This is a genomic window from Serratia sp. TSA_7 (assembly GCF_052692135.1).
In genome coordinates this window covers 769,851-782,311 of the sequence record NZ_JBQZFU010000001.1, presented here as the reverse complement: position 1 = coordinate 782,311, position 12,461 = coordinate 769,851, and the positions used below count along the sequence as shown (strand labels likewise).

The following is a 12,461-nucleotide window of genomic DNA, read 5'->3' as shown; positions in this document are numbered from 1 at the left end:
CATGCCGCGCCCACGTTAGCCTGCTGCCATATGAAACGCGGCAGGTATTTCAGCTCGAGCAGGAAATCTCCAGATGCTTGCCCCAATCCGGCGGCAAAGCGGCAAGATCGTCGTATTCGGCCGCATCGGCGAACGGCGTCAGCAACGCCTGATGCAGGCGCGCCAGCTTGCTGACATCATCCTGCTCGGCACTCTCTATCGCCTGCTGCGCCAAATAATTGCGCAGGATTAATTTGGGATTTGCCGCTTTCATCGCCTGCTGCCGTTCACTGTCGCTCACCTGCTCTTGCTGCAAACGCTGCCGATATTGCTGATACCACGCGTCGAATGCGCCGCGATCGATAAACTCATCCCGCAACGGCGACTGCGCCTGTTGCTGTTCCGTCTGGCTCAGCAAGCGGAAAGTTCGGGTATAGTCACGCCCCTCTTGCGCCATCAGGCTCAACAGCCCGGTCAGCAGATCGTTATCCTGAGTCGACTGGGTGAAAAAACCGAGTTTGGCGCGCATCTGTTCCCCATAGGCTCGCATCAACGCCGGTTCATAGGCTGCCAGCGCCCGCTGCAACTGCTCGGTGGTCATCAGCCCGGACAGCGCCTGCGCCAGCCGGTGGAGGTTCCACAGCGCAACCGCAGGCTGATTATCAAAGGCATAACGCCCCTGATGATCCGAGTGGTTACAGATAAAGTCAGGTTTGTAATCATCGAGGAAAGCGAAAGGGCCATAATCGATGGTGATGCCAAGGATCGACATATTATCGGTGTTCATCACGCCGTGAGCGAACCCGACGGTCTGCCAATGCGCGATTAAGCGCGCAGTGCGTTCAACAACGTCAATAAACCAGGGTAAATAGCCGTCATCGTGATCCTTCAACTGCGGCCAATGGCGGGCGATCACAAAATCGGCCAGCTGTTGCACCTGCTCCGGCTGTTTGCGGTAGTAAAAATGCTCAAAATGGCCGAAGCGCACATGGCTTTCCGCCACGCGCAGCAACATCGCCCCACGCTCTGGCTGTTCACGGAAAACGGGCTGTTCGCTGGTCACCAGAGTCAACGCGCGCGTGGTCGGGATCCCCAGATGGTGCAATGCCTCAGAGGCCAGAAATTCACGGATCGCCGAACGCAATACGGCACGCCCGTCGCCCATCCGCGAATAAGGCGTTAGCCCCGCGCCTTTCAGGTGCCAGTCCATGCTGCGGCCATCCGCCAGCTTTTGCTCGCCGAGCAAAATGCCGCGGCCGTCGCCCAATTGCCCAGCCCACACACCAAACTGGTGGCCGCTGTACACCTGCGCCAACGGCTGCATACCAGGCAGCAGCCTTTCACCCGACCATATCGGGGTCTTGTCCTGGGTAAACCAGCTTTCGTCCAACCCCAGCTCTCGCGCCAGCGGCTCACTGTGATACAGCAGGCGAGCGCCCTTCAGCGGCGTGGGTTTCAATTCGGTATAAAAACCGGGTAACTGGTGGTGATAAGCATTTTCAAACTGCGGCATAGGCCCTCCGTATCTGCTTAGTGTAGAGCCTGGGCGTGCGGATTAACACAGAGGAAATGCAGGGAAAACACCTCTGTCGAGAACCCAGGCAGAGGCGGAGGATAGGCGTTTGCGTCAATAGGGTTTAAGCGCCTTATTCTGCCGATGAATGGAAGGCTTTTTCAGCGAAAAATTCATGATAAATAACAGAAGCGGAATCACAGCAAAAATCATCCGATCCATTATTACTCTGAGGTGGGCGGCGCTATCGATTATTGTTATTGAACTCTTCAGGCGTACCCCGCAAAGCGGCCAGATTATCCACACCAACGCTGGGCCATAAAAACCCCTGCAAACCCAAAACACCGGCATGCCTGAGCTTATTAAAATACTCCTTCTTCTCTATGCCGCAGACAATCACTCCCTTGCACAGCAGGTTGATATTCTTTAATAACGAGTCTATGACTACATCATATCCCTGGTGGGTAAACAGCTGCCAGTAAAAATGTTTGTCGATTTTCACATAGTCGAACAGGCCGTCATACAATGCGTTCAATGTCGCCTGCCCCGAACCAAAATTATCCAGCCACAGGGTGAACATTTCGCTTAGCCGGCTGACCTTGGTATTGTTCTTTCCCGCCGAAAGATTCGGAAAAGCCTCACTGATCTCAAATGCAATAAACGACCACTGCCGTAGGCGTTGACACAGCAGCTCGTCAGTGAGGATCGCATCGACAAGGGTTTCTTCGATATTGAGGGTCAACAGCACGTCGTGCTCGATAAACCAACTGGCATATTGCTCCGCCAGTCTCAATTGCTCATTAAATAACTCAATCCTTTGATCAGGGGTCAATAACGTAATCCCAATGTCAGCCGGCATCGCTAAATCACCGTCCAGGCTATTGAAACGGCATAAAATTTCCACCGCCAGCAGCCTGCCGTCCATTGAGTAAACAGGTTGAAAAACATAGCTACTAATAAAGTCAGCTTCGAATTGAATTTTCATTTTAATGCCACAGGCAGAATGGCGAGCAGCTCATCGTATATCAATATATTTTATCGATCAATCCCCCTGGGATTAATCGGAAATATCAATGTAATTACCAATAAGTTATCATTTAATTGATAGATTAAAACTATGCGCAGTTCGAAAAGAAATGAATAAAAAACAATTTAACTTATGACAAAATCAGAACAAAATGAATGAAACTGAGAGGCATTTAACTTAGGTGATAGAGTAATGCTTAAAATTTGACTTATCTCCATTGTTTTAATTAAAGAAATTCCTATCAGCCTGGAAACCTGTCCTTTGCACTCAACGCAATTACGCCCCAACTCCCTAACAACTGATTAAATTTAATAACACATCAATTCACTGCGCTATTCTCGGCATTGAAACAACCAAAAAATGCCCACCTTGATTTTTAGCGAATTTATGCTGAGCCTGCATTTACGACTTTTTTGACGATGAGATACAACAACAAAGTAGGTGCCACACGGCGTGAAAAAGGATGAGTTGCCTCATCCCAGGATAGTCGCAGCCTGAATGTTATTTAATCGTCTCGGCCAACCATTGCCGCAGTTCAGCCAACTCGGCGGCATGATCGGGAAACTGCGCTAGCAAACTATCGCAACAACTTGCCACAGCCTCACTGCGGTAGGCGCATCCCACCAGCCTCTGCGCCAACTGTTGCAACGGCGCAGGGTTAAGGCTATCGGTAAAAATCTGCGCCCGGTCAATGGCCCCCTTTTCCACATCAAAGAAGATATCCACCCCGCCCCAGGCAAAGCGCTCATTCAGCAAATGGCTAAATGCAGGCGCTTTGCCGAAATTCCATTCCCAGCTGCTTTGTCTGGCGAACTGGGCGGCAAAATCCGGCAGATCCGGATACACATCCGGAGAGATGATTTCCGCCCTGGCGGTATCGCCATAATGGTCAAAGAATGCCTGAGTCACGGCATCGCATATCTGTTGGTGGTTGATATCGGGCCGGAACTCCGCCAGGTTGGCGACGCGAGAACGTACTGAGGTGATGCCCTTGGCCTGCAATTTCTTGGGGTCCGGGTTGAGGTAGTCCGCCAGACGGTTTAGATCGGCGTTCAGTAATAACGTGCCATGGTGAAACCCGCGATCCTGAGTTTCACGGTAGGCCGAGCCGGATATTTTACGCACGCCCTCTGCGGTGTCGATCACCAGATCATTGCGCCCTGACGCCGTGGCGGAGATCCCCAGTTGAGCCAGTGCCGCCAGAATAATGCCGGTGGACACGTTTTTATCGTAGCCGGGTTTACCTGCCATAAAGGTAAAACAGGTATTGCCCAGGTCGTGAAATACCGCTCCGCCCCCGCTGCTGCGCCGCGCCAGCCGGATCCCATCTTGCTCCATCCGTCGGGTGTTGCACTCTTTCCACGGGTTCTGCGACTGGCCAATGACCACGGTTTCGGCGTTGCGCCATAAGAACAGGATTTTCTGCGTGGTCATCTCGCGGAAGATGCACTCTTCCACGGCCAGATTGAACCAGGGATCGTAGGAGTCGGAAATCAGTAAACGTAGGCTATTCATGGCGGTCACCGTTAAGGATGTGATGCCGCCATGATACACCGAATCAAAGGGTTAAGGTTAAATGCGCCGCGCCTGCCAATAGGCTCGCTTCCAATAGACGTTGTCCAGCGAGGAACGAATGACGCCGCGGCTGGTTGAGGCATGGATAAATTGATCGTTGGTATCGTAGATACCCACGTGTAAACCATTTTCACCCGCGCCGGTTTTGAAAAACACCAGATCGCCCGGCATCAATTCATCACGCGAGACTTTGGTGCCGAGCTCGGTTTGCTCTTCGGTAGAGCGCGGCAATTGCATATCGAAACGGTCACGGAAGGTGCGATAGACAAATCCTGAGCAGTCGACGCCGCCGCGATCCATCCCGCCATAACGATATGGCGTGCCGTACCATTGCCGCAGTTGCTCGTTCAATTGAGCCACCACCACGATCGAGTCGGCCAACCGGCCGCTTGGCGGCGGCGCATGGCTGCTGCAACCGGCAAGAATTAAACTGGCTAATAAAAACCAAACACGCATCCGCATAATATCCCTTCATTGAACCCGTTGCCGCATCATGCCGCCCGGTCAACCACACCGCCAGCGAGGCAAAGTCGGCACCACGTTAGGAGAGAGCTATTTGGCGCTAATTTATCTCCCGCATGGGGAAAAAGGCAAGCACTGTGAAGGAGATAATCGCGTTGACGCCAATTTTTGCGCTATTGGGCCGTTTTTACCCCAGCCTTGCTGTTAATCAGCCACACCCCAAACAGGATAAACAGCGTTCCCAGCGTTTTCAGCAGGGTAGCGGATTCATTAAACCAGGGCAGGATCACCGCAGCCAGATACACCAGCGCATAGCTGACGCTCAACAGCGGATAAGCGCGATTGAGCGGCAAGTGATGCAGCGCAAAGAACCAGCACAGCATCGACAACGCATAGCCAAAGATACCGCAACCCACAGCCAGCAGCGGCAACCAGTAATGCATGAGCAGCGCCAATGTCACGTCGGCGAACGACATCAGCGGGATCTGCGCCATGCCCCACTTCATCAACAGTTGCGCCAACGTCACCAACAATACGCTGGCAGCGCCCCAGGCATAGCCCCTCATGGGTGTACACTCATCAACAGGATCCCCAGCATAATGGACGCTACGCCACACCAATGGCGCAAAGTGGTCGGTTCCTGAAACAGCCAGCGGGCCGCCAGCGTCACCAGCACAAAATTCAGGCTGAGCATCGGGTACGCCAGGCTGAGCGGCAAACGTTGCAACACGTTGAGCCACACCGCCATGCCGGCCCCCAGCAGCAACACCGCCAGCGCCAACCAACGTAACGTCGGCCCTCGTCTGACGTCCGGCGGCAATTGCCAGCACACAGCAGCCTGTTTCTGGCACAGCTGCCCACCGCAGGTGAGCAGGCTGACCACAATCACCAACAGGTAACCGATCATCATGGTTGCTGTTGATACCAAACCAGCGCCAGGCGGTTCATCTCAACAATCTTGTCTGCGGTCGGTAAGTTTTTCGGCACGTGATCCCCTCTCGACAATTGCAATACCAGCGAGACATCGCCCTGCTTGCGCGCCTGTGCCAACCACTGAGGGAAATCTTCATCGCTGATGAAATGGCTGCGGGCATCCGGGTAGTCCAGACCATAAGACACTTCGCCCTTTTCGCTGAACATCAGCACGTCGCTGCGCTTCAGTTCCCAGGCCAGGCCGGCGGCGACCCCCACGCTGTCTGTCAGCACATAGCGGCTATGGCTTAATTCTGCCATGTTCACCCGTGCAAAGTTTTGCGGCAACTTGGAATCGGTCACCTGTTGCGGAATCGCATAGCCAATCAGCAGGCACAGCAGCAACGGACAGGCGGCAGCCCAGTGCCAACGGCGTGCATTATCACGCACCGACACCACGGCGAACAGTAACCACCCGGCAAAGGCGATAATGCCGATCACTATCTTCGGCCATTCCTGGGCGCTAAACAAATGCACCTTGGGCAACAGGCCAGTACCGATAATCAATAGCGCCAATACGCCGATCGCGCCAAACAACCCGTTCAGCAGCGCATTGACTTTGAATGCCTTGTTGCGCAGTGCCGCCGCATAATCCTCGGCATAAGCCGCCATCAACAGCGCCAGCGGCGCCATGCACGGCAGAATATAGGTCGGCAGCTTACCCTTGGCAATGCTGAAGAAGATCAGTGGCATCACTACCCAACTGAGCAGGAAGAACAGCTCCGGGCGATTGATGCGTTCACGCCAGCCCTTGATCAGCGCCCCTGGCAGCAGCGCCGCCCACGGCAGCACCCCGGCAAACAGAATCGGAATGTAGTACCAGAACGGTGCCTTATGCTGCGCATTGTCCTCGGCGAAGCGCTGAATATGCTCCACCCAGAAGAAGTAGTTCCAGAAGTCCGGTTCTCGCTGGGCAATGGCCAGCGCCCAAGGCAGGCTGAGCAACACCGCCACCACTATCGCCACCGGGCCGTAAATAAGAAGATCTTTAATCCGCCGTTGCTGAATGACAATCGGGATCACCGCAATCACCGGCACCGCCAGCGCCAGGAACCCCTTGGTCATAAAGCCCATGCCGCAGGCCAACCCCAGCAGCGCGTAACCGCCCAGCTTGCCTTTGACCGTGGTGGCTTTCAACGTCAGGTAATAACTGACCATCGCCGCGGCCAGCCACAGTGAGATCATCGGATCCAGTACGCTGTAGGTACCGATGCTGAACACCAGAACCATCGACAGGAAAATCAGGACCGCCAGGCTGGCGCGGCGCGCATTGCGCCACATCAGCATCGCCAGCGCAAAGACCAACAGCGCAGTCATGCCGGTGCTGAATACCGAGCCGAAACGCACCGCAAAGTTGGTCTCGCCAAACAGCCATTGGCTGATGTTGTTAAACCAGTAACCGGCTACCGGTTTTTCAAAATAACGCAGGCCAAGCAGATTGGGCACTACCCAATCGCCTCGCTGCAGCATCTCGCGGCTGATTTCGGCATAGCGGGTTTCATCAGGCTGCCACAGCAGGCGCCCATTGAGGGGAATCAGGTAAACCAGAGCAAAAAAAATGGCCAGCAAGATGGCCCATGATCCTTTTAGCGCCTTCATGAATCGTCCTTCACATCGGTTTGACAACCCAGCCAACCTTCGCGGCCGGGGAAAGGAGCGCGCTTGATGCGGCCCAATGGCAATGAAGCCAAATCGTGCGGCAGCAGTTCGCTCAACGGACAGAATGCTATGCCCTGTCGTTGCGCGCGCTGCAGTAACTGTTCGAACATCGCGGCCTGCGACATCCCTTCCACTTCGGTATGAATGGTATACACCGGCACGCCCTGGTCATTTTCAATGGCTTGCAGAATGTAATCGTTGAAGTCGGCCATACTGACTTCACTGCCAATCACCTCGTCAAAGGTAGGTAACGTAACCGGGATCTGCACGGTGCCGAGACGGCCATCGCTTAACTGCGGGCGGAATGGGTGGGTGCCGCGACAGTCGCTGTTGTAGTGAAAACCGAAACGCTGCTTCACCTCCAGTACCCGCGTATCCGCACGCCAGCCGGCGACCGCCGAGCATTTTACCGGCTGGCCGGTACTGGCGGTTAGCGCATCCACGCCCCGTTGAACCTGCTGCGTCAGTTGCGCCTCAGACCAGCGGCCGACGTTCGCCTGCCAGCCCTGATGATCCCACGCGTGCAGCCCTACTTCATGCCCGGCCTCGGCGGTACGTTTCATCAACGGCCCCAGAGTGCGGGAAATATTGCGCCCCGGCCAGGCGGTACCGGCCAGCAGGATATCCCAACCGTACAGTGACGCGGCGTTCGAACGCAGCATTTTCCACAGGAATTTCGGACGTAAAAGGCGCCACAGATGGCGCCCCATATTGTCCGGTCCTACGCTGAAGAAGAAACTGGCCTGAATACCGTACTTGTCGAACAGCTCCAGCAACTGCGGCACCCCTTCCCGGGTACCGCTGAAGGTATCTACATCAACTCGCAGACCGACTTTCTTCATTCACCTTTACCTTCCTGAACGGTAGTGCGCAGGAAGTAATCCAACGTGTCTGCAACGGTCTGCTGCATCGCAATGGTCGGCTGCCAACCCAGCAGGCGACGGGCATTCTTGATGCTCGGCGTACGGTGCTCGACGTCCTGATACCCTTTGCCGTAATAGCTGCTGCTTTCTACATCCTTGAAACCGGCAAACGGCGGGAAGCTGTCGCGCAACGGGTGATTGTTGAAACTCTCGAGCAGCATTTCCGCCAGTTCACGGATGCTGGCTTCATTGGTCGGGTTACCGATATTGACGATCTGACCGTCACACAAACCGTCGCGGTTTTCGATAATGCGGAACAGCGCTTCGATACCGTCGTTGATGTCGGTAAAGCAGCGTTTTTGCGCCCCGCCGTCCATCAGTTTGATCGGCGAACCTTCCACCAGATTGAGGATTAACTGGGTGATAGCGCGTGATGAACCGATACGCGCCGCATCCAGATTGTCCAGGCGCGGCCCCATCCAGTTAAACGGACGGAACAGCGTGAACTTCAATCCTTCCTTGGCGCCGTATGCCCAGATCACCCGGTCCAGCAACTGCTTGGACACCGAGTAAATCCAGCGCTGTTTGTTGATCGGCCCGACGATCAGACGCGAATGGTCTTCATCAAATTCTTTGTCATCGCACATGCCGTACACCTCGGAGGTGGACGGGAAGATAATGCGCTTATTGTATTTCACGCAGTCGCGGACGATTTTCAGGTTTTCTTCGAAATCCAACTCGAATACGCGCAGTGGGTTGCGGGTGTATTCGATAGGCGTCGCAATGGCCACCAGCGGCAGCACCACGTCGCATTTCTTGATGTGATACTCGATCCACTCGGAGTGGATGCTGATATCCCCTTCCACAAAGTGGAAGCGCGGGTTATCCAGGAAACGGCTGATGGCATCAGAGCCGATATCCAGACCGTAAATGTCGTAACGATCGTCACGCAGCAGACGTTCGGTCAGGTGATTGCCGATAAAACCGTTAACGCCCAGGATCAACACGCGAGTTCTGCGCTTCATGACTGCATTCGGCTTGGCGGCCAGGCGCACATCGGTCACGATGCCCATTTCCTGCGCCAGGCGGCTGCCCTGCACGTACAGACCGGACTCGTTTTGCCCGGCAACGATTTCCAGCGCGCCGTCACCGCAAGCGATGATCAGCGGCGAGGTGCTAAGCACTGTGCCCGGTTGTTTATCATGCTGGGCATCCAGCACGCGGGCACGCCAGACGATCAGCTTACGTTGGCCGAGGTAGCTGAATGCGCCAGGGTAAGGCTCGGTGACCGCACGGATCAGGTTGTTGATTTCCTGCGCGGATTTATGCCACAAAATTTCACCGTCTGCGGCTGTGCGGCGGCCAAAATAGCTGGCGTCGGCTTCATTTTGCGCAGTGAATGAGGCGGTGCCGTTTTTCAGTTTAGGCAGCTCGTCTTTCAGCAGCGCCTGTGCCGCTTCCAGCACTTTTTTGTGTAACGTCAGCGCCGTATCCTCAGCGGCGATCGCCACTTTACGCTGACCAACGATATCCCCGGCATCCGGGCGTTTGACCATTTTGTGCAGCGTGGCGCCGGTTTCGGTTTCGCCATTGACCAGCGCCCAGTTCACCGGTGCACGGCCACGGTAGCGCGGCAGTAACGAACCGTGCAGATTGAACCCGCCAAGCGGTGCCAGCGACAGGATCTCATCGCTTAACAGGTTGCGGTAATAGAATGAGAAAATAACGTCCGGTTGCATCTGACGGATGCGCTCGATCCACAACGGGTGGTTAACGTCTTCCGGCGCATAGACCGGCAACTCCAATTCAGCGCCTAAACGGGCTACAGAGGAGAAGAAGTTGTTCTCACCAGGATCGTCGGTATGCGTGAATACCGCCTGAACGTCATAGCCTGCGTCAGTCAGCGCTTTCAAACCCGCGCAGCCAATATCATGGTAAGCAAATACAATAGCTTTCATCATTCTTCTTCCTGAGTATTGTGAACCGGCTGTTCACCGACCACTTTCTGAACAAAATAACGAGGGCGAGCGCGTACGTCGGTATAGATACGACCTATGTACTCGCCCAACAGACCCATGCCGACAAATTGAGCACCGATAAAGGTAAACAGCACCGCAAACAGCGTGAACACCCCACCGCCCGACCATTCGGGCCCCATAATCAAACGCAGGGCGATCAGCACTACCGCCAGCACAAAACCCGAGAGCGCCACCACGCTGCCTACAACGCTGAGCAAACGCAGCGGTGTCGTCGTCAGGCAGGTGAGCAAGTCGTACATCAGGTTAATCAACTTCATCAGGCTGTATTTGGAATCGCCAAACTCGCGTTCGGCGTGCAGCACGTCGATTTCGGTGGTCCGCCGGGCGAAGGTGTTCGCCAGGATCGGGATAAAGGTGCTGCGTTCGTGGCAGTTCAGCATGGCTTCGATAATATGGCGGCGGTAGGCGCGCAACATGCAGCCGTAATCGCCCATCGATTTGCCGGTGGCACGTTGGATCATCATATTGATAATGCGTGAGGCGCTTTTGCGGAACCAGGAGTCCTGGCGGTTGGCACGCACGGTGCCCACCACGTCATAGCCCTCTTCTGCGACCCGTACCAGGCGCGGGATCTCTTCCGGCGGATTTTGCAAATCGGCGTCCAGCGTAATCACCAGATCGCCGCTCACCTGATTGAAGCCGGCCATGATCGCCGAGTGTTGGCCGTAATTACGGTTCAGCAAAACGGCAATCACGCAGCTGCCCGGCTGCTCTGCCGCGGCGGTCAGCATATCGGCTGAGTTGTCGCTGCTGCCGTCATCGACCAGGATAATTTCATAAGGTTGAGTCAGTTGTTTACAGGCGGCGGTAGTACGCTCAAGCAAGGCAGGCAAACTTTCCTGCTCGTTGTATACCGGGATCACCACCGAAACTTTTTTTATCGGTTCAACGCGAGACACGTAACGACTCCACAACAGAAGATAAGGCATTGACCACGCGATCAACATCGCCGTCGGTCATATCAGGGAATAACGGTAAGGTGCACAGACGCGCCGAGTTCCATTCGGTGTTCGGCAACGACAGCTGCGGATAACGTTCGCGGTAGAATTTCTGGGTATGGGCAGCGCGGAAATGCAGGCCGGTGCCGATGCCCAACGCTTTCAGGCGCTCCATCAGTTGGTCGCGATCGATGCCGCAACGTTCGGCATCAACGCGCACCATAAACAGATGCCAGGCGTGATCATGCGGGTAATCAGGCAGCCCCAGCGGCTGGAAAGGCGAACCTTCCAGCGCGGCCAAATAACGCTGGGCCAACGCTTTGCGACGGGCGTTCAACTGCGGCAGACGAGCTAACTGCACGACCGCTATGGCCGCGTGAATATCCGAAAGGTTGTATTTGTAGCCCGGTTCCACCACCTCTGCCTGCGGCTTGCGCCCCAGTTGTTGGCGATCGAAGGCGTCAACCGCCAGTCCGTGGAACTTCAGGCAACGTACGCGATCGGCCAGCGCATCGTCGTCGGTGGCAATCAGGCCTCCCTCGGCACAGGTCAGGTTTTTAATCGCATGGAAGGAAAAAATTGCCGTGCCGCGTGCGCCGACCCACTCGCCGTTGTAACGGGTACCCACCGCATGGGCAGCATCTTCGATCAGGGGGAGGTTGTGGCGCGTTGCCACATCGCGCAAAGCGTCCATCTGCAGCGGCGCACCGGCGTAATGCACCGGGACAATGGCTTTGGTTTTAGCCGTAATCGCCGCTTCGACATCGGCGGCACTGACCATCAGCGTATCGCGATCAACATCAATCATCACCGGCGTCGCGCCAAGTAATTCAATCATATTGAGGGTGGAAACCCAGGTTTGCGAGGGCGTGATAACCTCATCACCCGGGCCAATGCCCAGCGCCATCAGAGTGATGTGCATGCCCGCAGTGGCGGAACAAACGGCTATGGCGTGTTTACATCCGAAGGTGGAGCAGAATTCGTTTTCCAATTGCTGATTCTGCGGGCCGGTGGTGATCCAGCCGGAGCGCAATACCTTTTCTACCGCTGCGATCTCTTCATCGCCAATGGCCGGGCGAGAAAAAGGTAAAAATTCATCCATAGTTAACCCCAAACTCATCAAATTTCTTTAATGACACTGTAGATCTCTTTCATTTAACGAATATTAAACGCCAGAGAGAATCGTTCCTGGTGGATTAGCTGCCAATGTACGGCCACAAGCTTAACTAAACCTTAAGGTAAGATTAATTATCAGTTGGCTATCAGGCTTGAGTAAATTATCAACAAGAAAAACAAATATCGCATAAAAATCAGTAAATTGTGATTATGAATAATTATTTATCTATTCTATTTGAACTAAATCAGCGTAGCACGTCAGCGACGGCTTTCAAGGCGGGAGAGTTAATTTAAAAGAGAAAAAGAAATAACGGCCTA

Annotated in this window: 11 protein-coding genes; all 11 read right to left on the bottom strand. The window is 54.7% G+C overall.

Features of this window, described 5'->3' with window-relative positions:
- Positions 1–49: 49 nt before the first annotated feature.
- The gene (locus ACUTQW_RS03845) at positions 50–1,492 is read right to left on the bottom strand and encodes a protein adenylyltransferase SelO (RefSeq protein ID WP_006324916.1); all 1,443 of its coding nucleotides are present in this window, start codon (positions 1,490–1,492) and stop codon (positions 50–52) included.
- 244 nt (positions 1,493–1,736) lie between these two features.
- A complete protein-coding gene (locus ACUTQW_RS03840) occupies positions 1,737–2,477 on the bottom strand; it encodes an EAL domain-containing protein (protein WP_004943640.1) in 741 nt (246 codons plus the stop codon).
- Positions 2,478–3,020: 543 nt separating this feature from the next.
- Positions 3,021–4,034, bottom strand: a complete 1,014-nt coding sequence (locus tag ACUTQW_RS03835; RefSeq protein ID WP_037432759.1) for a lipoate--protein ligase A — start codon at positions 4,032–4,034, stop codon at positions 3,021–3,023.
- Positions 4,035–4,091: 57 nt separating this feature from the next.
- Positions 4,092–4,556, bottom strand: coding sequence for an NlpC/P60 family protein (locus ACUTQW_RS03830; protein WP_004943635.1), 465 nt, complete (start codon positions 4,554–4,556; stop codon positions 4,092–4,094).
- 173 nt (positions 4,557–4,729) lie between these two features.
- Positions 4,730–5,122 (bottom strand): 4-amino-4-deoxy-L-arabinose-phosphoundecaprenol flippase subunit ArnF, encoded by a 393-nt coding sequence (arnF, locus tag ACUTQW_RS03825; RefSeq protein WP_004943631.1) that lies wholly within the window; start codon positions 5,120–5,122, stop codon positions 4,730–4,732.
- Positions 5,119–5,466, bottom strand: coding sequence for a 4-amino-4-deoxy-L-arabinose-phosphoundecaprenol flippase subunit ArnE (gene arnE, locus ACUTQW_RS03820; protein ID WP_006324913.1), 348 nt, complete (start codon positions 5,464–5,466; stop codon positions 5,119–5,121). The genes arnF and arnE overlap by 4 nt, the downstream gene beginning before the upstream one ends.
- Positions 5,463–7,127, bottom strand: coding sequence for a lipid IV(A) 4-amino-4-deoxy-L-arabinosyltransferase (gene arnT, locus ACUTQW_RS03815; RefSeq protein ID WP_020438912.1), 1,665 nt, complete (start codon positions 7,125–7,127; stop codon positions 5,463–5,465). The genes arnE and arnT overlap by 4 nt, the downstream gene beginning before the upstream one ends.
- Positions 7,124–8,029, bottom strand: coding sequence for a 4-deoxy-4-formamido-L-arabinose-phosphoundecaprenol deformylase (gene arnD, locus ACUTQW_RS03810; RefSeq protein ID WP_004943624.1), 906 nt, complete (start codon positions 8,027–8,029; stop codon positions 7,124–7,126). Before arnD ends, arnT begins: the two co-directional genes overlap by 4 nt.
- Positions 8,026–10,008, bottom strand: coding sequence for a bifunctional UDP-4-amino-4-deoxy-L-arabinose formyltransferase/UDP-glucuronic acid oxidase ArnA (gene arnA, locus ACUTQW_RS03805; RefSeq protein ID WP_041417726.1), 1,983 nt, complete (start codon positions 10,006–10,008; stop codon positions 8,026–8,028). The genes arnD and arnA overlap by 4 nt, the downstream gene beginning before the upstream one ends.
- On the bottom strand, positions 10,008–10,988 hold the full coding sequence (arnC, locus tag ACUTQW_RS03800) for an undecaprenyl-phosphate 4-deoxy-4-formamido-L-arabinose transferase (protein WP_006324910.1): 981 nt from the start codon (positions 10,986–10,988) through the stop codon (positions 10,008–10,010). Before arnC ends, arnA begins: the two co-directional genes overlap by 1 nt.
- Complete coding sequence (gene arnB, locus ACUTQW_RS03795) at positions 10,975–12,129, bottom strand: UDP-4-amino-4-deoxy-L-arabinose aminotransferase (RefSeq protein ID WP_004943617.1); 1,155 nt, start codon at positions 12,127–12,129, stop codon at positions 10,975–10,977. The genes arnC and arnB overlap by 14 nt, the downstream gene beginning before the upstream one ends.
- Between the last annotated feature and the right edge of the window lie 332 nt (positions 12,130–12,461).